Source organism: Streptomyces sp. PL-29 (assembly GCF_058344425.1).
In genome coordinates, this window is sequence record NZ_CP136996.1 from 1,264,805 (window position 1) to 1,290,656 (window position 25,852).

The 25,852-nt window shown below is 72.7% G+C and carries 23 protein-coding genes and 5 tRNA genes; 10 read left to right on the forward strand and 18 right to left on the reverse strand.

Going from position 1 to position 25,852, the window contains the following annotated elements; genetic code table 11:
- Positions 1-144: 144 nt before the first annotated feature.
- The 3 genes from R4Z63_RS05755 to R4Z63_RS05765 are packed head-to-tail and all read right to left on the reverse strand — an operon-like array spanning position 145 to position 2,934.
- Positions 145-987: a GNAT family N-acetyltransferase gene (locus tag R4Z63_RS05755; protein ID WP_037926002.1), complete on the reverse strand. Its 843-nt coding sequence runs from the start codon at positions 985-987 to the stop codon at positions 145-147.
- Positions 988-1,030: 43 nt separating this feature from the next.
- The gene (locus tag R4Z63_RS05760) at positions 1,031-1,852 is read right to left on the reverse strand and encodes an aminotransferase class IV (RefSeq protein WP_037925999.1); all 822 of its coding nucleotides are present in this window, start codon (positions 1,850-1,852) and stop codon (positions 1,031-1,033) included.
- Complete coding sequence (locus tag R4Z63_RS05765; protein WP_384451756.1) at positions 1,849-2,934, reverse strand: chorismate-binding protein; 1,086 nt, start codon at positions 2,932-2,934, stop codon at positions 1,849-1,851. The genes R4Z63_RS05760 and R4Z63_RS05765 overlap by 4 nt, the downstream gene beginning before the upstream one ends.
- A 179-nt stretch (positions 2,935-3,113) precedes the next feature.
- Between R4Z63_RS05765 and R4Z63_RS05770 the strand changes: the two genes are divergently transcribed.
- From R4Z63_RS05770 to R4Z63_RS05790, 5 genes are all read left to right on the forward strand, one after another.
- Positions 3,114-3,186, forward strand: a tRNA-Gly gene (locus R4Z63_RS05770).
- Between the two features lie 39 nt (positions 3,187-3,225).
- Positions 3,226-3,299 (forward strand) — tRNA-Cys (locus R4Z63_RS05775).
- Position 3,300: 1 nt separating this feature from the next.
- Positions 3,301-3,372: transfer RNA gene (locus R4Z63_RS05780), tRNA-Val, on the forward strand.
- Positions 3,373-3,391: 19 nt separating this feature from the next.
- A tRNA-Val gene (locus R4Z63_RS05785) sits at positions 3,392-3,463 on the forward strand.
- Positions 3,464-3,503: 40 nt separating this feature from the next.
- A tRNA-Val gene (locus R4Z63_RS05790) sits at positions 3,504-3,578 on the forward strand.
- Positions 3,579-3,791: 213 nt separating this feature from the next.
- Here R4Z63_RS05790 and R4Z63_RS05795 read toward each other — a convergent pair.
- Positions 3,792-3,977, reverse strand: coding sequence for a hypothetical protein (locus tag R4Z63_RS05795; protein WP_037925987.1), 186 nt, complete (start codon positions 3,975-3,977; stop codon positions 3,792-3,794).
- A gap of 546 nt (positions 3,978-4,523) precedes the next feature.
- Here R4Z63_RS05795 and R4Z63_RS05800 point away from each other — a divergent pair.
- Positions 4,524-5,726: a serine/threonine-protein kinase gene (locus R4Z63_RS05800; protein WP_078556863.1), complete on the forward strand. Its 1,203-nt coding sequence runs from the start codon at positions 4,524-4,526 to the stop codon at positions 5,724-5,726.
- A 12-nt stretch (positions 5,727-5,738) separates the two neighbouring features.
- On the opposite strand, the gene R4Z63_RS05805 is transcribed toward R4Z63_RS05800, so the two are convergent.
- The 8 genes from R4Z63_RS05805 to R4Z63_RS05840 form a co-directional block, all read right to left on the reverse strand.
- Positions 5,739-6,548 (reverse strand): TrmH family RNA methyltransferase, encoded by an 810-nt coding sequence (locus R4Z63_RS05805; RefSeq protein ID WP_384451760.1) that lies wholly within the window; start codon positions 6,546-6,548, stop codon positions 5,739-5,741.
- A gap of 42 nt (positions 6,549-6,590) precedes the next feature.
- Entirely contained in the window at positions 6,591-7,826 is a 1,236-nt protein-coding gene (gene cobA, locus R4Z63_RS05810) for a uroporphyrinogen-III C-methyltransferase (RefSeq protein ID WP_384451762.1), read from the reverse strand.
- A gap of 409 nt (positions 7,827-8,235) precedes the next feature.
- Entirely contained in the window at positions 8,236-11,487 is a 3,252-nt protein-coding gene (gene cobT / locus R4Z63_RS05815) for a nicotinate-nucleotide--dimethylbenzimidazole phosphoribosyltransferase (RefSeq protein WP_384451764.1), read from the reverse strand.
- A gap of 275 nt (positions 11,488-11,762) precedes the next feature.
- Positions 11,763-12,965: a precorrin-6y C5,15-methyltransferase (decarboxylating) subunit CbiE gene (gene cbiE / locus R4Z63_RS05820; protein WP_384451767.1), complete on the reverse strand. Its 1,203-nt coding sequence runs from the start codon at positions 12,963-12,965 to the stop codon at positions 11,763-11,765.
- 61 nt (positions 12,966-13,026) lie between these two features.
- Positions 13,027-13,743, reverse strand: coding sequence for a GNAT family N-acetyltransferase (locus R4Z63_RS05825; protein ID WP_384451769.1), 717 nt, complete (start codon positions 13,741-13,743; stop codon positions 13,027-13,029).
- A 259-nt stretch (positions 13,744-14,002) separates the two neighbouring features.
- Positions 14,003-14,866: a MetQ/NlpA family ABC transporter substrate-binding protein gene (locus R4Z63_RS05830; RefSeq protein ID WP_384451772.1), complete on the reverse strand. Its 864-nt coding sequence runs from the start codon at positions 14,864-14,866 to the stop codon at positions 14,003-14,005.
- A 114-nt stretch (positions 14,867-14,980) separates the two neighbouring features.
- A complete protein-coding gene (locus tag R4Z63_RS05835) occupies positions 14,981-15,649 on the reverse strand; it encodes a methionine ABC transporter permease (protein WP_037925969.1) in 669 nt (222 codons plus the stop codon).
- Positions 15,646-16,698, reverse strand: coding sequence for a methionine ABC transporter ATP-binding protein (locus R4Z63_RS05840; RefSeq protein WP_384451776.1), 1,053 nt, complete (start codon positions 16,696-16,698; stop codon positions 15,646-15,648). The genes R4Z63_RS05835 and R4Z63_RS05840 overlap by 4 nt, the downstream gene beginning before the upstream one ends.
- A 611-nt stretch (positions 16,699-17,309) precedes the next feature.
- Here R4Z63_RS05840 and R4Z63_RS05845 point away from each other — a divergent pair.
- On the forward strand, positions 17,310-17,678 hold the full coding sequence (locus R4Z63_RS05845; RefSeq protein ID WP_384451779.1) for a hypothetical protein: 369 nt from the start codon (positions 17,310-17,312) through the stop codon (positions 17,676-17,678).
- Positions 17,671-18,090 carry a hypothetical protein gene (locus R4Z63_RS05850; RefSeq protein WP_037925963.1) on the forward strand — a complete coding sequence of 140 codons (420 nt, stop codon included), beginning with the start codon at positions 17,671-17,673 and terminating at the stop codon, positions 18,088-18,090. Before R4Z63_RS05845 ends, R4Z63_RS05850 begins: the two co-directional genes overlap by 8 nt.
- A gap of 7 nt (positions 18,091-18,097) precedes the next feature.
- On the opposite strand, the gene R4Z63_RS05855 is transcribed toward R4Z63_RS05850, so the two are convergent.
- From R4Z63_RS05855 to R4Z63_RS05865, 3 genes are all read right to left on the reverse strand, one after another.
- Positions 18,098-18,604: a GNAT family N-acetyltransferase gene (locus R4Z63_RS05855; protein ID WP_037925960.1), complete on the reverse strand. Its 507-nt coding sequence runs from the start codon at positions 18,602-18,604 to the stop codon at positions 18,098-18,100.
- 37 nt (positions 18,605-18,641) lie between these two features.
- Positions 18,642-19,205, reverse strand: a complete 564-nt coding sequence (locus tag R4Z63_RS05860) for an RNA polymerase sigma factor (protein ID WP_078556861.1) — start codon at positions 19,203-19,205, stop codon at positions 18,642-18,644.
- A gap of 73 nt (positions 19,206-19,278) precedes the next feature.
- Positions 19,279-20,448, reverse strand: a complete 1,170-nt coding sequence (locus R4Z63_RS05865) for a glycerophosphodiester phosphodiesterase (RefSeq protein ID WP_491522518.1) — start codon at positions 20,446-20,448, stop codon at positions 19,279-19,281.
- 325 nt (positions 20,449-20,773) lie between these two features.
- Between R4Z63_RS05865 and R4Z63_RS05870 the strand changes: the two genes are divergently transcribed.
- Entirely contained in the window at positions 20,774-21,403 is a 630-nt protein-coding gene (locus tag R4Z63_RS05870; RefSeq protein WP_037926483.1) for a lysophospholipid acyltransferase family protein, read from the forward strand.
- Between the two features lie 58 nt (positions 21,404-21,461).
- Here R4Z63_RS05870 and R4Z63_RS05875 read toward each other — a convergent pair whose 3' ends face one another.
- The 3 genes from R4Z63_RS05875 to R4Z63_RS05885 all read right to left on the reverse strand — a co-directional run bounded on the left by R4Z63_RS05875 (position 21,462) and on the right by R4Z63_RS05885 (position 25,104).
- A complete protein-coding gene (locus tag R4Z63_RS05875; RefSeq protein WP_384451787.1) occupies positions 21,462-22,937 on the reverse strand; it encodes a membrane-associated oxidoreductase in 1,476 nt (491 codons plus the stop codon).
- 74 nt (positions 22,938-23,011) lie between these two features.
- A complete protein-coding gene (locus tag R4Z63_RS05880; protein WP_384451790.1) occupies positions 23,012-24,556 on the reverse strand; it encodes an MFS transporter in 1,545 nt (514 codons plus the stop codon).
- Entirely contained in the window at positions 24,553-25,104 is a 552-nt protein-coding gene (locus tag R4Z63_RS05885) for a TetR/AcrR family transcriptional regulator (protein ID WP_037925951.1), read from the reverse strand. The genes R4Z63_RS05880 and R4Z63_RS05885 overlap by 4 nt, the downstream gene beginning before the upstream one ends.
- Before the next feature lie 88 nt (positions 25,105-25,192).
- Here R4Z63_RS05885 and R4Z63_RS05890 point away from each other — a divergent pair, with 88 nt between their 5' ends.
- Positions 25,193-25,702: an HAD domain-containing protein gene (locus tag R4Z63_RS05890; RefSeq protein ID WP_384451795.1), complete on the forward strand. Its 510-nt coding sequence runs from the start codon at positions 25,193-25,195 to the stop codon at positions 25,700-25,702.
- The last annotated feature ends 150 nt before the right edge of the window (positions 25,703-25,852 follow it).

Here is a 25,852-nt window from a genome sequence, read left to right on the forward strand (position 1 = left end):
AAGGAGCACCGGGCGGGTCTACCGGGACGTGCCCCCGACATCCCTCCGGGGCGACGGTTGCCCGGCGGGGCACCGGAACGTCGTGGCGAGGCCCGGCTGGCTTCGGGCGGAGGGCGTTCCCTTCGCCACGTCACGCCACGCACCCTAGATCAGCGCCTTGGAGGCGTTCACCGCGATGTCCCGGTACCCGAGCGACGCGTAGAGCCGCCGGGCCGGGGTGTTGCCCTCGACCACATGGAGGCCCAGCCGGCTGTCCCCGGCGGCCAGCACGGTCCGCTCGGCGAGCAGCATGAGGGTCCGCCCGTGGCCCTGCCCGCGGTGTTCCGGCGCGACCTTGACGTCGTACACGTACGGGACGGTGCCCAGGCCCGGTAGTTCGCACTCCCCCACCCACACGGTGCCCAGCGGCTCCCCCGCCGGAGTCTCCAGCAGGAGGAAAGCCGTCCCCGGGGTGTCGGAGCCGTCGGGCAGCATCCTGGCGTGTTCGGCGCGGGAGGCGGCCACGCCCTGCTCCTCGGTCATGCCCGGGGCGGTGAGCCTGCGGCCGTACTCGACGATGCCCGGCTCCAGCCAGGCGTCGAACTCCGCCCGATTCATCGGACGGCCGACGGCCCCCGGCGGAAGGTCCGGCGGCTGCTGCGGCAGTTCCTTGGCCATGACGCGGCCGGTCTCCCGATAGCCGAGGGCCGCGGCCATCCGCAGCGCCGGCCCGGCGTCAGCGGGCACCGACACCGCGATCGAAGTGCAGCGCCAGGAGCGCAGTACCTCCTCGGCGGCGAGCGCGGCCACCGTGCCGCGGCCGCGCCGCCGGTCGCCCTCGTCGATCCACAGCCCCCGGATCACGCCGACGGTGGGCTGGGCGGCGGATCGGGTGGCCAGTTCGAGCGTGCCGACCCGACGGCTGTTGACCCGGACCTCGTAGGCCCGCCGTCGGGTGCCGTCGCTGTTTCGCTGAAGCGGCTGCGCGGGCCGCAGGGTGGTGGTCATCACTTCGAGTTCTACCTGCCCTGCGGCTCCGCGTCACCGGTGTTCACGGATCGAGGTCGGCTCCGGCCTTCACCTCGAAGATCCGCATGACCTCGGCCGTGACCGGTCCGGGCCCGGTGCCCAGTTCCCGGCCGTCGAGGCGGACCACCGCCTGGGCGTCGCGCAGCGAGGAGGTCACGAAGACCTCCTCGGCGCGTTCGAGGACGTCGAAGGGCAGGTCCGTCTCCTTGGCGCCGGCCCAGTCGACGATGAGGGCACGGGTGATTCCGGCGAGGCAGCCTGATTCCAGGGGCGGGGTGTGCAGTTCCCCGTCGAGCACGACGAACACGTTGGAGCCGGTGCCCTCGCAGAGCCTGCCGACGGTGTTGGCCAGAAGCGCCTCGGAGGCGCCCGCCTGGTGCGCGGCGGCGAGCGCGACCACGTTCTCCGCGTACGAGGTGGTCTTCAGGCCGGCCACGGCGGAACGCTCGTTGCGGACCCAGGGGACCGTGACGACGGCGGTGGTGTCCGGGCGGCGGGGGGAGGGAGCGACGGCGGCGATCAGGGTGGGCCCGGCGGCGCCGCGGTCGGAGCCGAGCGGGGCGACGCCGGCGGTGTAGGTGAGGCGCAGCCGCCCGTGTTCGACGGGGTCGGCCTCCAGGACCGCGGCGCAGGCGCGGCGCACCTCGTCGAGGTCGGGGTCGGGGAGGCCGAGGCCCCGGGCGGAGCGGGTCAGCCGTTCCAGGTGGCGGGTGAGCGCGAACGCCCGGCCGCGCTGCGTCTTGAGCGTCTCGAAGACGCCGTCTCCCACGGTGAGCCCGTGGTCGAGGACGGACACCGTCGCGCTGTCGGCGTCCCGCAGGGCTCCGTCGAGCCAGATTCTCATGGTGCTGTCCTTCCGGTGGTGCCGTTCGCTCCTTGGGCGCTGCCGCCGGTCTCCCGTCCCGCCGCGACCCGCAGCAGGCGGGCCGCTTTGAGCTCGGTCTCCGCCCACTCGCGGTCGGGGTCGGAGCCCCAGGTGATGCCGGCCCCCGTGCCGAAGAGCAGGCGGGGGCCGCCGGGGGCCGCCCGGTCTATCCAGAAGGTACGGATGCCGACGGCGAGCTCGCCGGTGCCGCGGTCCGCGTCGACCCATCCGATGCCTCCGCAGTAGGGGCCGCGCGGGGCGGTCTCCAGGGCCTCGATGATCCGCAGGGCGGAGGACTTGGGCGCGCCCGTGACGGATCCGGGCGGGAAGGTGGCGGCGAGCAGTTCGGGCCAGCCGGCGCCGTCGGCCAGTTCGCCGCTCACCGTGGAGACGAGGTGCACGAGGCCGGGGTGCTCCTCGACGGCGCACAGCTCGGGGACGGACACCGACCCCGTGGCGCAGACCCGGCCCAGGTCGTTGCGCACGAGGTCCACGATCATCACGTTCTCGGCGTGGTCCTTGGGGAGGAGGTCGCCGGCGGTGCGGCCGGTGCCCTTGATGGGTCCGGACTCCACGCGGCGGCCCTCGCGGCGCAGGTACAGCTCGGGCGAGGCGGTGGCGATCTCCACGCCGTGAGCGGCGAGACGAATCGTTCCTGCGAAGGGTGCGGGATTGCCGCGCGCGAGGAGCGCGGTGAGGGCGTCGACATCGGCCCGGTCCACACGCGGCAGCGGCGCGGACATCACGCGGCAGAGGTTGGCCTGGTAGACCTCACCGGCCGCGATGTGCTCGCGGATGCGGCGCACTCCGGCGACGTACGCGGCCCGGTCGAGGGAGGAGGTCCACCGGTCGGCCTCGGGGCCGTGCCAGGCGCCCGGCACGGGCGCGGGGACAGGGTCGGGCCGGACGTCCCCGAAACGCGCACAGACGAGGCGCCCTTCGAAGTCGGCGGCCACGGCCCAGAAGCCGGTGGAGTCGAGGGCGGCGGGATCACTGGTGACATCCCGCAGGTCGGTCGCGAGGAGGCCGCCGAAGCGGGCCATGGGGGGCAGGTCGTGCACGGCTGCGAGTCTATGACCGGTGACGCGAGGGCGCCGGTGCGGTGACGACTGGGTGACCTGTGGTGATCGCGCGGCAGCACGCTGCGGAAACGCGTTTTTGAGCTGGCCCGGGAATCCGCTAGAGTTCAACACGTCGCCAGGGAGCGAAGGGGAAAACCCCGGAGCGAACACGGTGACCTGCGGACGTAGCTCAGTTGGTAGAGCACCACCTTGCCAAGGTGGATGTCGCGAGTTCGAGTCTCGTCGTCCGCTCGAAGTGGGGGATCTTCCCGAGAACCCCTGCAGCTCCATGGTGGAGTGGCCGAGAGGCGAGGCAACGGCCTGCAAAGCCGTCTACACGGGTTCAAATCCCGTCTCCACCTCCAAGGACGATTAGCTCAGCGGGAGAGCGCTTCCCTGACACGGAAGAGGTCACTGGTTCAATCCCAGTATCGTCCACTGATCCGCAAGGATCCCCGCGCGATTAGCTCAGCGGGAGAGCGCTTCCCTGACACGGAAGAGGTCACTGGTTCAATCCCAGTATCGCGCACGCAGTACAGGCATCACCTGCGGCTTTGCACCGCGGTCCCGCGCGATTAGCTCAGCGGGAGAGCGCTTCCCTGACACGGAAGAGGTCACTGGTTCAATCCCAGTATCGCGCACCACCGAAAAGCCCCGGCCCTCCACGGCCGGGGCTTTCGCGTTCGTCCACACGGGTGCGGAACTCCGGTGCGGACGCCGAAAAGGGTGCTGCCCGCACGACTCCCCAGCCGTGCGGGCAGCACCCTTCACCTGCCGTCCGCCGCGCCCCCGTCCCCACGGGGTACAGCAGGCCCGATGTCCCGGCCCGGACCGCTCTCCCGGGCCCGGGGCGCCGCTCAGCGCCCCGGCATCATGCCCACGGACGACGCCTGTGCCGCCAGCTGGTCGAACCCTCCGAAGAGGAAGAGCAGCAGGGCGGCCAGGGGGAGCACCATGGCCGCGGCCACCAGCGGGTGGCGAGTGCCGGACTCATGGCCGTTGAACGCGAATGCCTTGCGTCCCTGCCGTGCGGTGTCCGCCATGGCCCTCTCCCCTGTCGTCTGACAGCGGCGGGTTCTTGACCTCGGGGGACGAGTGCATCACCCGCCGCTTGACCTCAACACTAGGCGGGCGGACGGCCGCCGGCCTCATGCCCTCGTACCCATTGCCGGGCCTCCAGGAGGATGAGGGCGACCGCGCGGTGTACTCCCCTGGGTGGAGAGCTTCCTCCCCGCGTCGGGGTCATCCCGGAAGGGATGACCGGAGGGTAGTGACTTCCCTCACTTTCGTCACTCCCTGCGCATGCGTGTCCGTCGATGGGGCATGGGCGGGATCGGCTCGGGTCACCACGGCGCCGGCGCACGCCCCGGTGCGCTCCGACCTGCTCCGAAGCGTCAATCCCCTTGCCCGATGGGCCGTTTGGGCCAGGCGCCGATCGCGGCCGGACCGGCGGGCCGGATCCCTGATGCTCTCTCAAGAGTGCTGCGCCGCACTGACGATCGAATCTCCCGACGAGGGCGCGGCCTCTGAGCACGCATGCCGGATGGTCCGTAAGCTGTGGCACGTCAACAGGACGACCGGTCAGCGGGGTGGACATGGCGATGATGCGGCTCCGGCGCGAGGACCCGCGTGTCGTCGGCTCGTTCAGACTGCACCGGCGGCTCGGGGCCGGCGGCATGGGCGTGGTCTACCTGGGATCGGACCGGCGCGGACAGCGCGTCGCCCTCAAGGTCATCCGGCCGGATCTGGCCGAGGACCAGGAGTTCCGCTCGCGGTTCGCCCGCGAGGTGTCCGCCGCCCGGCGCATCCGGGGCGGATGCACGGCGCGCCTGGTCGCCGCGGACCTGGAGGCCGAGCGGCCGTGGTTCGCCACCCAGTACGTGCCCGGTCCCTCGCTGCACGACAAGGTGGCCGAGGAGGGTCCCCTGACGGCCGCACAGATCGCCGCCGTGGGCGCCGCGCTCTCCGAGGGACTGGTCGCCGTCCACGAGGCGGGAGTCGTCCACCGGGACCTCAAACCGTCGAACATCCTCCTGTCCCCCAAGGGCCCCAGGATCATCGACTTCGGGATCGCCTGGGCCACCGGTGCGAGCACGCTCACCCATGTGGGCACGGCCGTGGGCTCTCCCGGCTTCCTCGCGCCCGAGCAGGTACGCGGCGCCGCCGTCACCCCGGCCACGGACGTCTTCGCGCTCGGCGCCACCCTCGCCTACGCGGCCACCGCCGACTCGCCCTTCGGGCACGGCAGTTCCGAGGTCATGCTGTACCGCGTCGTGCACGAGGAGCCGCACCTGCAGGGCGTCCCGGACGCCCTGGCGCCCCTCGTACGGGCCTGCCTGGCCAAGGACCCCGAGGAGCGGCCCAGCACGCTCCAGCTGTCGATGCGGCTCAAGGAGATCGCGGCCCGCGAGGCGCAGGGGCTGTCGGACGGCCGTCCGCCGGCGCAGCGGGCACGGACCGACCGGCCCACGGGACGGCTGCCCGAAGGCGCCCTGGAGCACGCGGAACGGCGTACGGAGCGCCGTACCGGCGGCGGCGCGCCCAGGGCGCAGGGCGGCTCGTCGGGCGGCCCGCACTCGCGGCCCTCCTCCTCGCGCAACCCGCGCGGTTCCGGCGGTCCGTCCTCCCGGCCGACGGCGGGGCGCACGGGCGGCCGCCCGGCGCCCAGGACGACGGGCGCGGGGCGACGCCCCGCACGGCCGGACCCGAGGCTGATGCGCCAGCGCCTGATCGTGTTCATCGTGGTGACGCTGATCGTGGCGCTGGGCATCGCGGCCGCCCAGAAGCTGTAACGCCGCCGGGCGCTATCGGTCCTGGGCCACCGCGTAGAAGGCGACCGCCGCGGCCGCGCCCACGTTCAACGAGTCCACGCCGTGGGCCATCGGGATGCGCACCCACTCGTCGGCCGCGACCAGCGCCCGCGTGGACAGGCCGTCGCCCTCGGCGCCCAGCATCAGCGCGACCCGCTCCAGGGACTGCGGGGCGGCCACGTCGATGGGCGTCGCCTTCTCGTGCGGGGTCAGCGCGAGCAGCTTGAAGCCGGCCTCGCGCACCGAGTCCAGGCTCTTGGGCCAGGCCTCCAAGCGGGCGTAGGGGACGGAGAACACCGCGCCCATGGAGACCTTGACCGAGCGCCGGTAGAGCGGATCCGCGCAGTCGGGGGACAGCAGCACCGCGTCCATTCCGAGGGCGGCGGCGCTGCGGAAGATGGCCCCGATGTTGGTGTGGTCGTTGACCGCCTCCATGACGACCACGCGGCGGGTGGTGGCGAGGAGTTCCTCGGCCGCCGGCAGCGGCTTGCGCTGCATGGAGGCGAGGGCCCCGCGGTGCACGTGGTAGCCCGTGACGCGCTCGGCCAGATCGGGGCTGACGGCGTAGACCGGTGCCGGGATCTCGTCGACGACGTCGCGCATGACGTCGACCCACTTGGCGGACAGCAGCATCGAGCGCATCTCGTAACCGGCGTCCTTGGCCCGTCTGATGACCTTCTCGCCCTCGGCGATGAAGAGGCCTTCCGCCGGCTCGCGCCTGCGCCGGAGTTCGACGTCGGTCAGGCCCGTGTAGTCGCGCAGCCGGGGGTCGTCGGGGTCGGTGATGGTGATGAGATCAGCCACAGGGTGATACTGCCTTGTCCTGGGTGCGGTGCCAACGGCCTGTCAGGCGCTGGTGGTGGGAACGTCCGGGGTTCCGACGCGGACGACCTCGCCGATGACGATGACCGCGGGCGGACGGACCTCCTCGGCGCGGACCGTCGCACCGACCGTGGCCAGGGTGGCGTCCACGCGGCGCTGGGTGGCCGTGGTGCCCTCCTGGACGACCGCGACCGGGGTGTCCGCGGGGCGGCCGTGGCGCACGAGCGCCTCGGCGATCAGTCCGATCTTGTCGACGCCCATGAGGATCACGAGGGTGCCGGTGAGCTTGGCGAGGGAGGCCCAGTCCACGAGGGAACGCGGGTCGTCGGGGCCGACGTGACCGCTGACCACGGTGAACTCGTGGGCGACCCCGCGGTGGGTGACCGGGATGCCGGCGGCGCCGGGGACCGAGATGGAACTGGAGATGCCAGGGACCACGGTGCAGGCGATGCCGGCCTCGGCGAGGGCCTGGAGCTCCTCCATGCCGCGGCCGAAGACGTACGGGTCGCCGCCCTTGAGCCGGACCACGGCCTTGCCCGCCCTGGCGTGCTCGATCAGCGCGTTGTTGATGGCCTCCTGGGCCATGTACCGGCCGTACGGGATCTTCGCGGCGTCGATGACCTCGACGTGCGGAGGGAGCTCGTCCAGCAGGTCGCGGGGGCCGAGCCGGTCGGCGATGACCACGTCCGCCTCGGCGAGGAGGCGGCGGCCGCGCACCGTGATCAGGTCGGGGTCGCCGGGGCCGCCACCGACGAGGGCGACGCCGGGGGTGGACTTGTGGCGGTGTCCCGGGGCGGCGAGGCTGCCGTCGCGGAGGCCCTCCACCACGGCGTCGCGGACGGCGGCGGAGCGGCGCGGATCGTTGCCCGTCAGCACGGCGACCGTGACGCCCTCGATGCGGCCGGTGGCCGGGGTCCACGCGGTGGCCGCCGCGGCGTCGTCGGCACGCACGCACCAGACGCGCTCACGCTCGGCCTCGGCGGAGGCCCGCTCGTTGACCTCGCGGTGCTGCGTGGCGATCAAGGCGTACCAGGCCCCGGCGAGGTCGCCGTCCTGGTAGCGGCGGCGTTCCCAGCGGATCTCGCCGGTCGCGGCCATCGCGTCCACCGAGGGGGTGGCGGAGGGCGAGACGAGCAGGACGTCGGCGCCGGCCGCGACCAGCGCGGGGAGTCGCCGCTGGGCGACCTGGCCACCGCCGATGACGACGACGCGGCGGCCGGCGAGGCGGAGTCCTACGGGGTAGGCGGGGGTGTCGGCCATGGCGGTGCGGCTCCTGATGCGGCGGTCGTTCTGTCGTGCCGCTGCGGCTCTGGAGCGGCGAGGGTACTGGCGAGGTACTGACGTGCGGGTTCCTGGTGCGGGTCCACCATACGGCGCGGGCCGTCCCACAGCGCGGACGGGGCTGCGCCCCTCCCGGGGCTCCGCCCCGGCCCAGCGCCTCGGGCGCCGGAAGGTCCGGTCGTGCGCGCGGCGGTCCGGCCGGGGCCGCGAGGGCTTCGCGGCGGGGCGGCGCCCCTCCGGTGGTCTCCGCGGGGTGCGGGCCGGGGGCCGGACCGGGCCGGCGCCGTGCCGGCGGGGCCCGCCCGGCCGGGGCCTGCGGGGCATCCCGGAGGGGCGCCGCCTCACGGCACTCCGTGGAACAGGCCCGCTCCGGGGGCTGGGCCGGGCCCTACTTCTCGGTGACGCCCGCCGAGTCGAAGGTGGCGACCTCGTGCATCGCGCGGGCCGCACTCTGGACCAGCGGGAGGGCCAGCAGGGCGCCCGTGCCCTCGCCCAGGCGCAGGTCCAGGTCGACCAGCGGCCGCAGGCCCAGCTTGTTCAGGGCCGCCACGTGGCCCGGCTCGGCGCTGCGGTGGCCCGCGATGCAGGCGGACAGGGACTCAGGCGCAATGGCGCGGGCCACCAGGGCGGCGGCGCCGGCGCTGACGCCGTCCAGGAGCACCGGTGTGCGCAGGGACGCGCCGCCCAGCAGGAGACCGACGATGGCCGCGTGCTCCAGGCCGCCGATCGCCGCGAGGACGCCGATCGGGTCCGCCGGATCCGGCTGGTGGAGTTCGAGGGCACGGCGGACGACGTCGACCTTGCGGGCGTGGGTCTCGTCGTTGATGCCCGTTCCGCGGCCGGTGACCTCGGACGGGTCGACGCCCGTGAAGACCGAGATGAGGGCGGCGGAGACGGTGGTGTTCGCGATGCCCATCTCGCCCGTCAGGAGCGCCTTGTTCCCGGCCGCGACCAGGTCCCGGGCCGTCTCGATGCCCACCTCGATGGCGGCGACGGCCTCCTCGCGGGTCATCGCGGGGCCGGTGGAGAGGTCTGCCGTGCCGGGGCGGACCTTGCGCGGCAGCAGGCCGGGGGTGGCCGGGAGGTCCCGGGCGACACCGACGTCGACCACGCAGACCTCGGCGCCGACCTGGTTGGCGAAGGCGTTGCAGACCGCTCCGCCGCCCAGGAAGTTGGCGACCATCTGGGTGGTGACCTCCTGCGGCCAGGGGGTCACGCCCTGGGCGTGGACGCCATGGTCCCCGGCGAAGATCGCGACCGCCGCCGGCTCCGGGATCGGCGGCGGGCAGACCCGGGACAGACCCGCGAGCTGAGCGGAGATGATCTCCAGCATGCCGAGGGCCCCGGCGGGCTTGGTCATGCGCTTCTGCCGCTCCCATGCCTCGCCGAGCGCCTTGGCGTCGAGCGGGCGGATGCTGGCGACCGTCTCGGAGAGGAGGTCGTGCGGCTCCTCTCCGGGCAGGGCGCGGCGGCCGTAGGTCTCCTCGTGCACCACCCAGGAGAGCGGGCGCCGCTGCGACCAGCCGGCCTGGGCCAGCTCGGGCTCCTCCGGGAACTCGTCGACGTAGCCGACGCACAGGTACGCGACGACCTCCAGGTGCTCCGGCAGGCCGAGCTCGCGCACCATCTCGCGCTCGTCGAAGAAGCTGACCCAGCCGACGCCGAGGCCCTCGGCGCGCGCGGCGAGCCAGAGGTTCTCGACGGCGAGGGCCGAGGAGTACGGGGCCATCTGCGGCTGGGTGTGCCGGCCGAGGGTGTGGCGGCCGCCACGGGTGGGGTCGGCGGTGACGACGATGTTCACCGGGGTGTCGAGGATGGCCTCGATCTTGAGTTCCTTGAACTGCTTCGCCCGGCCCTTGGGCAGCGACTTCGCATATGCCTCGCGCTGGCGCTGGGCGAGCTCGTGCATCGTCCGGCGGGTCTCGGCCGAGCGGATGACGACGAAATCCCAGGGCTGGGAGTGGCCGACGCTGGGCGCGGTGTGGGCCGCCTCCAGGACGCGGAGCAGCACCTCGTGCGGGATCGGGTCGGTCCGGAAGCCCTTGCGGATGTCACGGCGCTCGCGCATGACGCGCAGGACGGCCTCGCGCTCGGCGTCGTCGTAGCCGGGGGCCGGGTCACCGGCGACGGGCTCGGCCGTGACGGGCGCCCCGGCCAGGGCGCCGGGTTCCGACTCTGCGGCGACGGCCTCGGCCGGCGCGGACACGACGGGCTCGGACACGACCGGCACGACGGGCTCGGCGGGCTCCGTAGCGGCGACGGCCTCGGCCACCGGCTCCGCGGCCACCGGCTCGGGAGCCATGGGAGCCACGGCCTCGGCCGGCACCGGCGGGACCGGCTCGACGACGGCCTCGACGGACGCAACCGGCTCGGCCTCCGCCGGAACGGCGACCGGCTCGGGCACGACCTGCTCGGCGGGCTCCGCGGCGGCGACCGCCTCGGCCACGACCTGCTCGGGCATGACCTGCTCGGCGGGCTCCGCGGCGGCGACGGCCTCGACCGACGGCTCCGCGGCCACCGGCTCGGGAGCCACGGGAGCCACGGGAGCCACGGGAGCCACGGCCTCGGCCGGCACCGGCGGGACCGGCTCGACGACGACGGCCTCGACGGACGCAACCGGCTCGGCCTCCGCCGGAACGGCGACCGGCTCGGGCACGACCTCCTCGGGAGCGGTTGCAGGAGCCGCCGCGGCCACGGGCGCGGGAGGCTCCGCCGGCACGGCGATCGCCTCGGCCGGACCGTCCTCGGGCTGCGCCGGCTGAGCCGCCGGCTGTGCCGCCACGGCCGTCGGCTCCGGCTCGGGCTCCACGGTGGTCGGTACGGGCGCGGGGGCCTCGGCCGGCTCGGGGGCCCGGGCGGCCTCGGCCTGCGCCGGCGCGGGGACCGGCTCCGCCGTCCACGGCGCCCCGGCCTGCGGCGGGACCTCGCCGAGCTGCGGGGCCGGCTCCTGGGCGGCCTCCGCACGCGGGACGTCCAGGTACTCGGGCCCGACGGTCGGGGGGCCGGCCTGGTGGAGCGGGGTGGCGGGCACGGCAGCGGCGACCGCGGAGGCGAGCGGGGCGGGCTGGGCGGGCGCGGTGGCCGGGCCGCGGTCCGCGAGGGAGCGTACGACTCCGCCGGTCGCGTCGGGCACCGGCGGGCCCATGTGCAGCGGGCGCCGGACGGAGGCCGCGGAGGCCTCCGGAGCCGCGGGCGGCGGGACGACGAGACCGCCGAGGTCGAGCGCACCGGAATCCCGGCCGCCCGTCTCGTGGGCGCCGGCGCTGTAGGAGCCGTCGGGGAAGCCCGGCTGGGGGAACTCGGTGTACGCGACCGGTTCCGGGTACGCCGCCGGGGCACCGGGGTAGGCGGGCACGGAGCCGTAGGACGCGTCGGTGTACATCGGCGGCTCGCCGAGCTGGGGATCCACCGGGAAGGCCGGGGCCTGCGGGACGACCTGCGGGTCGCTCCAGGAGCCCTGGCCGCTCGGCATGAGCAGCAGTTCCTCGTCTTCCGGCTCGGCCGGGTTGTCCATGAGGTCCTGGAAGGCGTACCCGGGCATCGGTGCCGGGATCTGGACCGGCGCGGGGATGCCCTGCTGATCCACCATGCCCGTGTTGTCCGGGAGACCCTCGCCCGGGACCTGGCCGGTGTCAGTCATGCTTACCCCTCGCCCATCGGTGTTGCCTCTTCGATCACCCGGTCGCCCACGAGGCCTCCGAGCGGAGCTGCCGTGCGGTGTCGCGGGTGCGACGAGTCCGTCCCACGCGCACCTGCACGACAACCAGTAAGCATTGTCGCGCCCGTTCGCGATCGTGGCGGCCATAACCACCACGGTCCTCTGTGGACTGCGCCACGTCGCGTGTCCGAGCCATGGCGCGATGCCCGAAACGTCGGCGCGGTACGACGATCGGCCAGCCTACCCCGGCCCCCGTCTCAGCGGGTCACGGGGCGCTGAGCTGCCAGGAGGAACACCACGGAACGGTCCTGTTCGACCCACGTGCGGGGGTCCAGGCCAACGGCCTGGAGGAGGGCGCACTCGACCTCGTAACCGTGTTCGGCGAGGGTCCGGCCGATGGCCTCCGCGTCGTCGCGGGTGGAGGCGTGGCTGACGATCCGTTCGGGGCGCCGGTCGGCGACGGCCGCGACGACCTCGGCGCCTCCGCCGCCGACCCGGACGACGTCGGGTTCGGGCAGGTTCTCCAGGACGTGCGGTGCCCGCCCGGCAACGAACTGCAGTTGCACTCCGCGGTTGCGGGCCGCGGCGGTCACCCGCTCGCGGGCTGCGGGGTCGGCGTCGACGGCGATGACGGCGGCGCCGAGGGCGGCGGCGTCCACGGCCACACCGCCTGATCCGGTGCCGATGTCCCAGACCAGGTCGCCGGTGCGCGGGCCGAGCCGGGCGAGTTGCGCCGCGTGCAGCAGGGCCGACTCCCCCTCCCCCGCGCCAGCCTGTGGGCGGGCCCAGCCGCGTTCGCCGGAGTGGGCGGGGCCTTGGCCGAGGAGCCACGCCGGGTCACCGGCCGATGCCTGTACCGCGCCGCCGATGACGATGACGACGTTGGGGTCGCGCCAGCTGTGGTCGGCGGCCTTGTCGGAGGTCAGGACGCTCACCTGCTCGCGGTCCGTGCCGAGTTCCTCGCAGATGACGAAGGTGCGGTGGACTCCGTCGAGGAGCAGGGCGAGTTCGGCGGGCCCGGCACCGGGCGAGGTGAGGACGGCCACCTTGGGGTGGGCGCGACAGACGTTGACGGCCCGCCGCAGGGTGCGGGGGTGGGCGACAACGACCTGGGCGTCGTCCCAGGGCATGCCGGCGCGGGCGAAGGCGGCCGCGACGGAGGAGACGGCGGGGACGACCTCGACCTCCAGGCCGTGCTCCGGGGCGCGCAGGGTGCGTACGACGCCGAAGAAGCCCGGGTCACCGTCGGCGAGGACCACCGCGGTGCCGCGGTGGCCTGCGATGCGGCGGGCGGCCAGGCCCAGGCTGCCGAGGCGGATGCGCTCGGCGGTGGGCGGGACTTCGGGGAGCGCGAGGTGGTGGGCGGCTCCGGCCACGAGGGTTGCGGCGGACAGCGCGGACCGGGCGGCCGAGGTCAGGGGGGATCCGTCCCAGCCGATCACCGTGACCCGGTCGGCCATCGTCGTCTGTCTCCTGGTGTGGGGGGAGGGGCGGGCACGGTGAGACTACCCGGTCACCGGTTCACTTCCGGTCGGCGCCGACCGGCCGGCCGATCGCGTCGGACCGCTGTCCGGGGACCGTGTGGCCCGGGTGTGCGCCGTGGCCGCCGTAGGTGTCGTAGCTCTCGTACCCGTCGTACCCGTCGAAGTCGTCGTCCTCGTCGAGGTCCTCGGGCAGGAGGCTCCACACGATGAGGTCGGTGCGGGTGTCGACCCAGCCGCCGTCTGCCGTCTGCGTGCGCACGGTCCAGGCGTTGCGCAGGACCCCCTCGCTGATGCAGCCGATCTTCTGGGCGACCTGCTGGGAGGCGGTGTTGTCGGCGGCGGTGCGCAGTTCGAGGCGCTCGAACCCCTGCTCGCGGAACAGCCATCGTGCGACGGCCAGGACCGACTCGCTGGCGTAGCCCTCGCCGCGGGCCCAGGGCGCGGTGATGTACCCCACCTCGGTGGCGCGGGTGCGCCAGTTGGTGTTGCGGAGGTGGACGATGCCCACGAGGCGCTGGGTGAGGAACTCGGTGACGGCGAAGACGATGCCGCGGCCCTCGGCGCGTTCGGTGTGGGAGTCGCGGGTGGCCCACGCGTGCGCGTCGGCCTGGGTGTAGGGGTGCGGCGCGGAGGTCCAGGCGGTGGTGTTCTCGTCGTTCATCATCTCGGCGAGCGCGGTGACGTCCTCCTCCTCGAACGGGCGCAGCACCAGCCGTTCCGTGCTGATGGTGACGTCCGGGAAGGTGGTAGTCATGCGCAGCTCCATGCCTGAGAACGTGGTGCGACCGTGGTGCGATGCGACCGTGGTGTGGGGCCGTTGGTCGGTGCCGGACCTGATCCACGGTCGTAGGCCACAGCATGCAGCATCGAACGGGGTATGTGCAGGGCCGGGTTGCCCGGGAGCGGGCAGGACTCGGCTCCGGCAGCGGGCAGGACTCGGCCCCGCGCGCCGACAGGGGCGTGCGGGGCCGAGATGCATGACCGTCCGGGCCCGACCGGGTCGGTCGGCGGGGTCAGGAGGCGGGGGTGCCGAAGGCCGGGACGACCGAGCCCTGGTACCTCTCCTCGATGAACTTCTTGACGTCGTCGGAGTTCAGGAGCTTGGCGAGCTTCTGGATCCGCGGGTCGCCCTGGTTGCCGTCCTTGACCGCGAGGAAGTTGGCGTACGGGTTGCCCTCGGCCTTCTCCAGGACGAGTGCGTCCTTGGCGGGTGCCAGGTCGGCCTCGAGGGCGTAGTTGCCGTTGATGACCGCGGCATCGACGTCGCCCAGGGCGCGCGGGACCGTGGCGGCCTCCAGCTCCTTGAACTCCAGGCCCTTCTTGTCGGTGATGTCGGACAGCTTGGCGCTGGTGCCGACCTCCTCCTTGAGGGTGATCAGGTTGTTCGCGGCCAGCAGCTGGAGCGCGCGCCCTTCGTTGGTGGTGTCGTTGGGCACGGCGATGGTCTGGCCGGCCTTGATGTCGGAGAGCGCCTTGACCTTCTTGGAGTAGAGGCCGAGGGGTTCCAGGTGCACGTTCACGACGGGGACGACGTGGGTGCCGTTCTTCTTGTTGAAGTCGTCGAGGTACGGCTTGTGCTGGAAGTAGTTGCCGTCGACCTGGCCCTGCTCGGTGGCGGTGTTGGGCAGGACGTAGTCGGTGAACTCCTTGACCTCCAGCGTGAGGCCTTCCTTCGCCGCGAGCTTGTCCTTGACGAAGTTGAGGATGTCCGCGTGGGGGCTGGGGGAGGCCGCGATGACAAGCGGCTTGCTCTCGTCCGCCGTGCCGCCGTCGGCCTTGGCGGAGGACGGGTCCGAGGAGCTGCCGCAGGCGGTGAGGCCGAGGGTCAGCGCGGTGGCGGTGGCGGCGAGGGCGGTGAGCTTGGTGTTCTTACGCACGAAGAGTGCCTTTCTTGCTGAACAAGTACCGAGGACTTGCTGGTGGTGGCCCAAGCACGACAAGTGCGGGCTCTGTGGGGAAATCAGTGGGGGTCGCGGCCCGTGGTGTGGCGGTCAGGCCGTCCGGCCGCGGCGGGCCAGGAGGCGGACGGCGCCGTCGCCGATCAGCTGGACCACGGTGACGAGGGCGACGAGGACCACGACCGTGGCGACCATGAAGCCGGTCTCGAAGCGTTGGAAGCCATACGTGATGGCCTTGGAGCCGAGTCCTTCACCGCCGACGGCGCCCGCCATGGCGGAGTAGCCGACGAGGGTGATGACGGTGGTGGTGACGCCGGCGACCAGGGAGGGCAGGGCCTGCGGCAGGAGCACCTTGCCGACCAGGGTGGGGATGCCGCCGCCCATGGACTCGACGGCTTCGACGAGGCCGTGGTCCACCTCGCGGACGGAGGTCTCGACGAGCCGGGCGAAGAAGGGGATCGCACCGACGGCGAGCGGGACGATCATGGCGGTGGGGCCGATGAAGGTGCCGACGACGGCGGTGGTGACCGGGATCAGGAAGATCAGCAGGATGATGAACGGCAGCGAGCGGCCGATGTTCACGATCACGCCGAGGACCTTGTTGAGCGGCTGGTTCTGCAGCAGGCCGCCCTTGTCGGTCAGGACGAGCAGGATGCCGATGGGCAGTCCGCCGACCACGGTGACCAGGGTGGACCACAGGACCATGTAGAGGGTGTCGTAGGTGCCCTGGGTGAGCAGGGGCTGCATCTCGGACCAGGTCACTGGGCACCGTCCTTGACCAGTTCGGCCAGTTCGATGTCGATGTCGATGTCGTCGACGACGTCGACCTGGAGGCCCTGCTCGCGCAGGAAGCCGACGGGCACGACGTTGTCCTCGTAGCGGCCGGGCAGTTCGATGCGCATGCGGCCGATCAGCCGGCCGGCGACGGTGTCCATCGCGGCGCCGAGGATCGAGATGTCGATGTTGTACGTGCGCGAGAGCTGCGAGATGACCGGCTGGGCGGCGGCCTCGCCGTGGAAGGTGACGTCCACGACCGTGCGGTCGGGGCCGGTGGCCGCGCCGGTGACCGGGAAGAGCTCGTCGGCGAGCTCGGAGCCGGGGGTGGCGAGCAGCTCGGCGACCGTGCCGGACTCGACGATGCGGCCCTTCTTCATCAGCGCGGCCGAGTCGCAGACGGTCTTGACGACGTCCATCTCGTGCGTGATGAGCAGTACGGTGAGGCCGAGCTGCTGGTTGAGGTCGCGCAGCAGCTTCAGGATGGAGCGGGTGGTCTCGGGATCAAGGGCGCTGGTGGCCTCGTCGGAGAGCAGCACCTTGGGGTCGCCGGCCAGGGCGCGGGCGATGCCGACGCGCTGCTTCTGGCCGCCGGAGAGCTGGGCGGGGTAGGCCTTGGCCTTATCGCCGAGGCCGACCAGGTCGAGGAGTTCGAGGGCCTTGCGGGAGCGCTCGCGGCCGGAGACGCCGAGGATCTCCAGGGGCAGCTCGATGTTGGCCTGGACGGTGCGCGAGGACAGCAGGTTGAAGTGCTGGAAGACCATGCCGATGCGGCTGCGGGCCTCGCGGAGTTCCCTGCCGGCCCGTCGGCCGCGGCCGGCGAGCGCCGTGAGGTCGACCCCGTCGACGTGCACGGTGCCGGTGGTGGGGCGCTCCAGCAGGTTCACGCAGCGGATCAGGGAGGACTTGCCCGCGCCGCTCTGGCCGATGACTCCGTATACCTCGCCCTCGCGGACGTGGAGGTCGACGCCGTCCAGGGCGGTGACCTCGCGGCCACGGGACTGGTAGACCTTCGTGAGGCCCGATGTGGTGATCACAGGAATTCCGTCGCTGTCGAGTGCACGGCGCAGCGGGCTGCCGGGCACGGGGCAAACATCTGGGGACGCGATACGGGACGAACCGTCAGAAATCGATGGCGTCGACGTGTGCGCGGGGCATGAGCAGGCCGGGTGGTCCATCCGGTGGGGACGCACTGGCGCTGCCGGTCTCGCTTCGGGGCGCGAGGCTCAGGAAGGGGCCCTCAGAAGGCGCGCATTCGACACATACAGCGAGCACCGGGCGTCATGGTCGCCTCGGTCGCAAGGGTGCGGCTGCTCGTCGTGGTCATGGGCCCAGTAAAGCAGACCTGACCCCTCACCGATCAAAACTGTCCGGATACCGGACATTTTTCGGCCGCATACCGGACACCATCGGCCGAACGCAGCCACCCGCCCCACCCGGCCGATCATGCCGCCGACCTGCGCCGACACGGCGTCCCGGGCCGACCCCCCGACCACCTGCCGGGGTCGGGCGGCGGGCACCTCTGTGGTCAAGACCACGGTCCGGCCGACGACGCGGGGGACGGCGCCCGGGAGCGGCGGCCACGTGGGACCGCCGCGGGAGAAGGGGCGCGCGCCCGGGGCTCTCCGGCCCGTAATACCCTCGCTGCATGCTCGACGCCCTGACGGTCGCCATCGGCGTGGCCGCACTCGCCCTCGCCGCCTGGTGCGGTTTCGCCGCGCTGCGGGACCAGCCGACCAAGGACTGGCACTTCATCGGCATGGCCGTCGTGACCGTACTGGTCCTGGCCCAGCTGGTGATCGGCCTGGTCCAGCTGGGCCGGGGCGAGAGGCCCGACGAGGGCTCGGTGATCTTCGTGGCCTACCTGCTCGGCGCCTTCGCCGCGGTACCGGCCGCCGGGCTGCTCTCCCTGACCGAGCGGACCAAGTGGGGATCGGTGACGGTGGCCGCGGGCGCGGTCGTCCTCGCCGTCCTCGAAGTACGGCTCTACGACATCTGGGGAACCACCGGTGCCTGACGCTGACACGACGACCGCCGCCCCCGCCGGGCGCAAGCGGCTGGTCTCCGGACCCGGGCTGCTGCTGGTGTGGCTCTACGGGGTGATGGTGGTGGGCGCGGTCTCCCGGTCGGCCTTCCAGATCTCCACCGAGTTCGACCGGGCGCCGCTGGCCTACTCGCTGTCCGCGGTGGCGGCGCTGGCGTACGCCTTCATCACCTACTCGCTCGTGCGCGGCGGCGAGACGGCGCGCCGGGCTGCACTGGCCTGCTGCGCCGCGGAGTTGGCGGGCGTACTGGCCGTGGGCACCTGGACCCTGGTGCGCCCGGAGTCCTTCCCCGACACCACCGTCTGGTCGCAGTTCGGCATGGGCTATCTGTTCATCCCGGTGATCCTGCCGATCACCGGGATGCTGTGGCTGCGCAGGCGCTGACGCCGGGTCAGGCGCTGACCGCGAAGTCGGTGGGGGCCTTGGCGTCCTTCTCCAGGATCACCAACTGCACGCCGTCGGACGCCGTGCGCCCGCCGACCTTCACATAGCCGGCCTTGCGGTAGAGGCGCAGGTTGGACTCGCTCTTGTGACCGGTGTGCAGGCGGAAGCGGGTCGCGGTGCCGGGGCTCGCGAGGGCCTCCTCCACAGCGCGCAGCAGGCGCGCGCCGAGCCCGTGGCCCTGCAGGCGCGGGTGGACGCAGAGTTTGGCGATCTTCGCGGTGCCCTCCTCGTCCACACTGCCGCGCACGGTGCCGACGACCTCGTCGCCGAGCCGGGCCACGAGGACGGTGTCCTTCGCGAGCTCCCCCTTCAGGGAGTCCAGGGACTGGGTGAGCGGCTGGATGAGGTAGTTGCCGTACAGCTCTGCCTCGCGCTGGAAAGCCAGGTACTGCAGTTTGAAGATCTGCTCGGCGTCCTCGGCGACCGCCGCCGAAATGGTCACGCTCATGCCCATGTGCGCATGCCTCCAGCTCACCTGGTAGCCCGTTGGTCTACCGCTCCCTTCCCCGAAGGCCAGGAGCCGCAACCTCTGCCGCGAGCATTCTGCGCAGACATCCCAGGCAACGGGAACGCACGGGCCCTAAACTTCCTTGTGAGATACCCAACTCTCCTGCGATTTCACGGTATGTGAGGTCCCTGGGCGAAAGAAGTGCCCTCATCAGCTCGGGACAGCGTCCGGGCAACCGGGCGACGGCCGACCGCAGGACGCGGTTCTCCTCGCCGTGCAGCAGGGCGTCTTCGGGTGCGCTCCCACTGGCGGCACGGGGCTGCGGGCCGTCGTCCGCGGAGTGGCTGCGGTGGCCGTAGGGGATCTCGCGGCTGGCCCGGCGGCGGGCCAGCCTGGCCTCCGCCCGTACCGCCCGGCGCAGCCAGCGGGCCGGTTCGGCGGGGTCTTCGGGATCGGGCGCGCGGCGGCCGCTCTCCAGCAGCCTGACCCAGACGGCTTGTTCGAGGTCGGCCGCGTCCACTCCGGCGGCCGGGGCCTCGGCCGCAGCCTCCGCGGAGAGCAGCGGGCCCAGCCCGGTCACGAGGTCGGGGTCCTTCAGCAGGTCCATGCCGAGCGGGACGAGCGGGACCTGCCCGGCGGTTTCCCTGCCGGGCGAGGCCCACTCGTTCGGGAAGCGGCGCTCAGCCGTTGACGGGGCGCCGGCCCGGCCGGAAGGCCTCGGCAGCGAGCAGCCCGGTGTCCGGGTTGTCGGTGAAAATGCCGTCGATGCCCTGCTCGAAGTAGGTGCGGAAGACCCCGAGGGCATCGCCGTAGGCGGCCGGATCCGTACCCCTGCGGTACTCGGTCGGCAGGAAGCTGTTCTCGTTGCGCGCGGTGTAGGGGTGCAGCAGCAGCCCCCGGGCGTGGGCGTCCCTGACCAGGGTGGTCGGAGCGCCGAGGCGGCCGGCCGCGTCGCGCGGGAGGATCAGGTCCATGGTGGGGCCGATGCCCTGGGCGAACCCGGCGATCCACCGGAGGCCCTCGGGCTTGACCAGGTCGGCGACCGTGCGCGGGTCCCCCGCCCGTTCGAAGTCCCAGGGGCGGGTACCCGCACCGGAGAGCAGTACCACGCGGGGTGCGGAGACCAGCCGGGACAGCCGCTGGATGCTGGAGGGCTCGAAGGACTGGAGGAAGACGGCGGCGTTCCGGCCGTCGCGCCCGTACCGACGCAGCAGTCGGGCGAGGGGCTCCTCCAGGCCGAGGCCCAGGCCACGGAAATAGCTGGGGTGCTTGGTCTCGACGTGCAGCCAGACCGGCTCGCCGCGCCGCCGGCCCTCGCGGTCGGCCCAGCGGAGCACCTCTTCGAAGGTGGGGACGGCCCACTGGCCGTCGTAGAGCGTGTTGCGCTGGCGGAGGGCGGGGATGCGCTCCTTGGCGCGCAGGGTCTTCAGCTCGGCGAGGGTGAAGTCCTCGGTGAACCACCCGGTGACCGAAACCCCGTCGACGGACTTGGTGGTGCGCCGGGAGGCGAACTCGGGGTGGTCTGCGACGTCGGTGGTCCCGCCGATCTCGTTCTCGTGGCGGCACACCAGGTGGCCGTCGCGGGTCGGGACCAGGTCCTGCTCCACGATGTCCGCCCCGAGGTCGAGGGCCAGCTGGTAGGAGCCGAGCGTGTGCTCGGGCCGGTAGCCGCTGGCGCCGCGGTGGCCGATGACCGCCGGGTACGGCAGGCCCCGGTAGCCCTTGGCGCCGTGCCCGCCGCCCACGGCGGACGCGGAGGCCGGTCCCGCCGCGAGAGGGGTGATCCCCGCCCCCGCCGCCAGGACCGCCGCCCCCAGGACCGTGCGCCGCGCTGCCCCACCCTGTGTCATGAGTGCCACTCCTCGTCATGAAAGGGGCCGGCGGTCCCGGGACCTGTGGCGTCACGGCATCCCGCGGCCCGCGATCGGCGTGCCGATGGTAGACAGAGGGGGTGGCCGCAGGGGGTGCCTCGGAGGCACATCCGGGGAACATGGCGAAAACACGCGTCAACAATGCGTATCCGACACGTGAACCCGATGTGCGCTCGGAGCTGACCCGCGAGTATCGTCCTCACCTGCCCCCACCGCCGAGCGGTGGGGGCGCGAGCCTCTTTTCGATGCCGGAGGGCCCACGTTGTTCCGTACGAAGCTCATCAAAGCCACTGTCGGACCGGTCATGCGCACGATGTTCCGCACCCGCGTGGAGGGCGTCGAGAACATCCCCGGCTCCGGACCGGTGATTCTGGCGGGCAACCACCTCACCTTCATCGACTCCATGATCCTGCCCCTGGTGTGCGACCGCACGGTCCACTTCATCGGCAAGGACGAGTACGTGACCGGCAAGGGCGTCAAGGGCCGGCTCATGGCGTGGTTCTTCACCGGCGCCGGGATGATCCCCGTCGACCGGGACGGCGCCAACGGCGGCGTGGCGGCCCTGATGACCGGCCGCAGGATCCTCGAAGAGGGCAAGATCTTCGGCATCTACCCCGAGGGCACCCGCTCCCCCGACGGCCGGCTCTACCGGGGCCGCACCGGCATCGCCCGCCTCACCCTGATGACCGGCGCCCCCGTGGTGCCGTTCGCGATGATCGGCACGGACAAGCTGCAGCCCGGCGGCGCCGGCATGCCGCGCCCGGGCCGGGTGACCGTCCGCTTCGGCAAGCCGATGGAGTTCTCCCGCTACGAGGGCATGGACCGCGACCGGTACGTGCTGCGTGCGGTGACGGACTCGGTGATGGCCGAGGTCATGCGGCTCTCCGGCCAGGAGTACGTCGACATGTACGCCACCAAGGCGAAGGCCGCCTGACGCTCGCGGCCTCCGCGGCCCCCGCGGCCTCCGCCGCTCTCCAGGTCCTCCGCGGCCCTCACTGCCGCCTCAGTGACCGGCTGACGCCCGCCGCCGTCGTGGTGGCGAGGATCCAGCCGGTCACGATCAGCACGTACGACAGCCACTGGTACCAGCCGCTCGGCGCGAAGGCCTCTTCCTGACCGAAGCCGATGATCGGCATCATCAGGTCGATGGTGTAGAAGACGGCGTTGAAGTCCGGCGCCTCGCCCTGCTTGAGCGGGCGCGGGGGCTCCAGCGCGAACGCGATCGCCCCGGTGAGCAGCAGCGCCGTCAGCCAGCCGGCCGCGCGCAGCGGCCGGAAGCCGTAGCCCACGGTCGCGTCCTGCAGGAGTCCCCACAGGCGCGTGTGCCGGGGCAGCGTGCGGCGGTGCCGGCGCAGTTTGGCGAGCATGACCGTGCGGGCCGCCTCCTCGTCACCCGCGGTGCGGTAGGCCGCGGCCAGCTGTTCGTACGGGTACGGGAGGTAGCCTGCCTCGCCGGTCTCCAGCGCGGCCAGCCGCTCCTCGGCGGGCAGGTGCGGGCCCAGCGTGCGGTACGTCAGACCGTCCAGGCGCAGCGGGTCGCGCCAGGTGCCGGGCCGCATGTTCAGCAGGTCGAACTGGGATCGCCTGAGGTTCACGCTGCCCCGTACGTCTTCGCAGGACGGCAGCCACACCTCGCCGACGGTGCAGCTGGAGGCGCGCAGGGCGATGCCGCCCGGGTTCTCCAGAACGGCGCGGGCGAGGTTGAGGCGGCCGGGTATCCGCGAGCCGGTGAGGTTGACGCGGCCCTGCGTCCGGGCCCGCGCGGCGTGCAGGTTGGTGCCGACCGAGAGGGTTTCGGCGTGCAGGGCGATGCCACCGGGGGCGAGCAGGCGCGCGTCGTCGAGGCTGACCTGGCCGCCGACGACGGCTCCGTTGAGGCGGAGCTGGCCGTGGACGGTCAGGTCGTTGGCGATGATGTCGGTGCCGATCTCCGCGTGGTTGAGCTGGAGCGGGGGTTCGTCCGCCTCCTCGCCCGCCGTGGGGCCGACGACCGCGCCCTGGAGAAAGAGGCCGCCGGATATCTTGGCGCCCTGGAGCCGCACGGGGCCGCTGATCCGGCAGCAGGAGAGCCGCAGGACGACGTCGACGCGCAGGGTGGCCGCGGTGAGGCCGGGCAGGGTGGAGTAGCCGAGGACCAGGGCCTTCAGCTGGGCGCCGTACAGGAGCGGTTTGCGTTCGAACCAGCAGTCGCGCATCCGGATCGGGTGGTCGATCACCGCGTAGCGCAGGTCGAGCTTGCCGACGATCCTCGCGCCCTTGATCTTGAGCCCGGCGACCCGGCCGTCGACGGCGGGGGCGGCACCGAGCAGGAGGGCGCGCAGCACCTCGGCACGCAGCGTGCGACCGGGTCCCCAGCCGGCCCCGTCGACGGAGCTGTCCTCGGGGTGCTCCCGGAAGTCGATGCCGTCACCGCGCGGGAAGGCCTCCCATACGCGGCGCTCGGCCGGGGTCAGATCGTCGATCTCCATCGCCGGGATGGTGTCCCGGGGTTCCATGGGCTGTCAACCAGGGCCGGGACACCCTCTCTTGACGCGGCGTCGGGTCAGTGCTCGACGCTCTCCTGGAGCCGCTGGCCCCTGAGCAGGAACCAGGCGGCCACGGCGGTGGCCAGCAGGACGGCCGCGCCGGCTCCGGAGGCCAGCCTCAGGCCGTCGACAAAGGCGTCCTGGGCGGCTCCGACCATGTGGGCGGCGGTCTGCGGGTCCAGTGCCCCGGCAGCCTCGACGGCCCCGCCGAGGGACTCGTGCGCGGCGTCGGCGACGGGTCCGCTGACGGAGGCCGGGGCGGTGAAGCCCTGGTAGACGCCGGTGACGATGGAGCCGAGCAGGGCGATACCGAGGGCGGCACCCAGCTCGTACGCCGTTTCGGAGACGGCGGAGGCCGATCCGGCCTGCTCCTTGGGCACGCTGGAGAGGATCACGTCGGCGGTGACGGTGAAGGAGAAGCCGGCGCCGAGGCCGACGACGAGCAGGGCCGCGCCGAGCAGCGGGTATCCGCTCTCCTTGTGAATCATGGTCAGGACGGCCAGTGCGGCGCCGATGGCGGCGAGGCCGCCGGTCACCACGGAGCGCACCGAGTACCTGCGGGCGTACCGGCCCGCGACCAGCCCGGTGACCACCGCGCCGATGGCGGCGGGCAGTTCGGCCAGGCCTGCCTCGAGCGGGCCGCGGTCCTGGACGAGCTGGAGGAACTGGGAGAGGAAGAAGACCAGTCCGGACAGGCCGAAGACGGTGAGCAGGTCGGCGAGGACGGCGCCGGAGAAGCCGCGGTGCCGGAAGAGCCGCATGTCGAGGAGCGGGGACGGCAGGGTGAACTGGCGGCGGACGAAAGTGTAGAGGGCGCCGGCGCCGAGGATCGCGGCGACCGCGACCTCCCAGGTCATGCCGTGCGTGGCGGCTTCCTTGACGGCGTAGACCACGCCGATGACGCCGACGAGGGACAGGCCGACGCTGAGCAGGTCCCAGGGGCCGGCGACCGGGTTCCGGGACTCGGGAAGCAGCTTGATTCCGACGAGGACCAGGGCGATCATCACGGGGAGGTTGATGAGGAAGACCGAGCCCCACCAGAAGTGCTGGAGGAGGGCTCCGCCGACGACCGGGCCGATGGCCGCGCCGGCCGAGGCGGTGGCGCCCCAGATGCCGATGGCGAGACTGCGCTCCCGCGGGTCGGTGAAGATGTTGCGGATCAGCGCGAGGGTGGACGGCATCAGGGTGGCACCGGCCACGCCGAGCAGGGCGCGGGCGACGATCATCATCTCGGGACTGGTGGCGTAGGCGTTCAGGACCGAGACGGCGCCGAAGGCGGTGGCGCCGGCGAGGAGCAGCTTCTTGCGGCCTATGCGGTCCCCGAGGGAGCCCATGGACACCAGGAGTCCGGCGATGACGAAGGAGTAGATGTCGCCGATCCACAGCAGCTGGGTGCCGGAGGGCTTGAGGTCTTCGCTGAGTGAGGGCGTGGCCAGGCCGAGGACCGTGGCGTCGACCGCGACGAGCAGCACGGCCAGGACGAGCACGGAGAGCGCGAGCCAGCGTCCGCGGCTCCTTTCCTCCACCCCCGTCCGACGCGCCAGCTGTTCGGTACGACTCATTTCTCCACACTCCGTCGGGCGCCACCGAGCAGCAGCTCGGTGATCATGTACTGGAAGTCCTTCGCAGCGACCCGGCCGTCCATGACGGCCCAGGCGCAGCTGCCGATGAGGCCGTAGAGGGCCTCGGTGAGCCAGGCGGGGCTCAGGTCGATGCGGATGTCGCCCTCTTCCTGGCCGCGCCGGAACAGGGCGGTGACCCGGGCGTCGAGCCGGGCCCAGCCCTCGTTGACCTCGTCGCCCTCGAACAGCTGATTCTCGGTGACGAGGAAGGCCAGCAGCTCGGCGTTGGGCTCGGCCTCGGCGACGAGGCGCCGGAGCGCCTCCACCGCGGTGCCCTCGTCGAGGCGGGCATTGTCGAACGCCACTTCGAACTCCCGGATGCCGAGATCTTCGAGGGCGCGTACGAGGGCGTCACGTCCGGCGAAGTGCCGGTGGAGGGTGGCGCGCCCGATTCCGGCGGCGCGGGCGACCTCGTCCATCGTGGCGGTCGATTTGCGGGAGAGCAGGGCGGCCGCATCGCGGAGCACCTGGTCACGATCCATGGCCATGAGACAAGTGTACCCCAATTGAGACGCCAACGTCTCACTCAGAGAAAAATGGAATGCCTGCGGGCATCCGGAACGGAATCCTGCCGCGATGAAGCCACTGCTGCTGATCGACGTGGACGGCCCCCTGAACCCCTACGCGGCCCGGGCCCAGCGCCGCCCCGCGGGGTACTCCACCCACCGGATGCGGCCGACGGGCTGGTCCGAGAAGGAACGCGCGAAGCCGCTGCGGGTCTGGCTGAACCACGGCCACGGCCCGGAGCTGATCGCGCTCGCGAAGGCGTACGAGCTGGTCTGGGCGACCACCTGGAAGGACGAGGCCAACGACTGGATAGGCCCTCTTCTGGGCCTGCCCCGGCTTCCGTTCGTCGACTGGCCGGTGATGCACGGCCGGGCGCCGGCCGGCACCTTCTGGAAGACCCAATACATCCTGGAATATGCGGGCGAGCGGCCTTTCGCCTGGATCGACGACGACATCACGGCGATGGACCGCGAGTGGGTCGACCGCCACCACCCGGCGCGGACCCTGCTGATGCGCATCGACGAGCAGATCGGCCTGGCGCGGGAGGACTTCGACGCCCTGGCGAACTGGGCCGCGTGACGCGGAACACCGGGCGGCCGATGCGGACCGGGTCGGTGGCGGACGCGCCGGAGGGGCGGCGGGAGCACCGGGCTCCCGCCGCCCCTCCGGGGGTTCCGCCGCGTGCGGACGTACAGGCCCGGACCCGGGTCGGCGGGCGTGTGGGCCGCA

Bases quoted from the DNA above. Each gene is read 5' to 3' on its own strand.
- R4Z63_RS05860 (WP_078556861.1), bottom strand. From the start codon at position 19,205: ATGGACCTGCTGAAGGACCCCGACCTCGTGACCGGGCTGGGCCCGCTG.
- R4Z63_RS05885 (WP_037925951.1), bottom strand. From the start codon at position 25,104: ATGGCCATGGATCGTGACCAGGTGCTCCGCGATGCGGCCGCCCTGCTC.
- cobT (WP_384451764.1), bottom strand. From the start codon at position 11,487: ATGACTGACACCGGCCAGGTCCCGGGCGAGGGTCTCCCGGACAACACG.
- R4Z63_RS05825 (WP_384451769.1), bottom strand. From the start codon at position 13,743: ATGACTACCACCTTCCCGGACGTCACCATCAGCACGGAACGGCTGGTG.
- R4Z63_RS05890 (WP_384451795.1), top strand. From the start codon at position 25,193: ATGAAGCCACTGCTGCTGATCGACGTGGACGGCCCCCTGAACCCCTAC.
- cobA (WP_384451762.1), bottom strand. From the start codon at position 7,826: ATGGCCGACACCCCCGCCTACCCCGTAGGACTCCGCCTCGCCGGCCGC.
- R4Z63_RS05845 (WP_384451779.1), top strand. From the start codon at position 17,310: ATGCTCGACGCCCTGACGGTCGCCATCGGCGTGGCCGCACTCGCCCTC.
- R4Z63_RS05760 (WP_037925999.1), bottom strand. From the start codon at position 1,852: ATGAGAATCTGGCTCGACGGAGCCCTGCGGGACGCCGACAGCGCGACG.
- cbiE (WP_384451767.1), bottom strand. From the start codon at position 12,965: ATGGCCGACCGGGTCACGGTGATCGGCTGGGACGGATCCCCCCTGACC.
- R4Z63_RS05880 (WP_384451790.1), bottom strand. From the start codon at position 24,556: ATGAGTCGTACCGAACAGCTGGCGCGTCGGACGGGGGTGGAGGAAAGG.
- R4Z63_RS05755 (WP_037926002.1), bottom strand. From the start codon at position 987: ATGACCACCACCCTGCGGCCCGCGCAGCCGCTTCAGCGAAACAGCGAC.
- R4Z63_RS05795 (WP_037925987.1), bottom strand. From the start codon at position 3,977: ATGGCGGACACCGCACGGCAGGGACGCAAGGCATTCGCGTTCAACGGC.
- R4Z63_RS05870 (WP_037926483.1), top strand. From the start codon at position 20,774: ATGCGCACGATGTTCCGCACCCGCGTGGAGGGCGTCGAGAACATCCCC.
- R4Z63_RS05875 (WP_384451787.1), bottom strand. From the start codon at position 22,937: ATGGAGATCGACGATCTGACCCCGGCCGAGCGCCGCGTATGGGAGGCC.
- R4Z63_RS05865 (WP_491522518.1), bottom strand. From the start codon at position 20,448: ATGACACAGGGTGGGGCAGCGCGGCGCACGGTCCTGGGGGCGGCGGTC.
- R4Z63_RS05855 (WP_037925960.1), bottom strand. From the start codon at position 18,604: ATGGGCATGAGCGTGACCATTTCGGCGGCGGTCGCCGAGGACGCCGAG.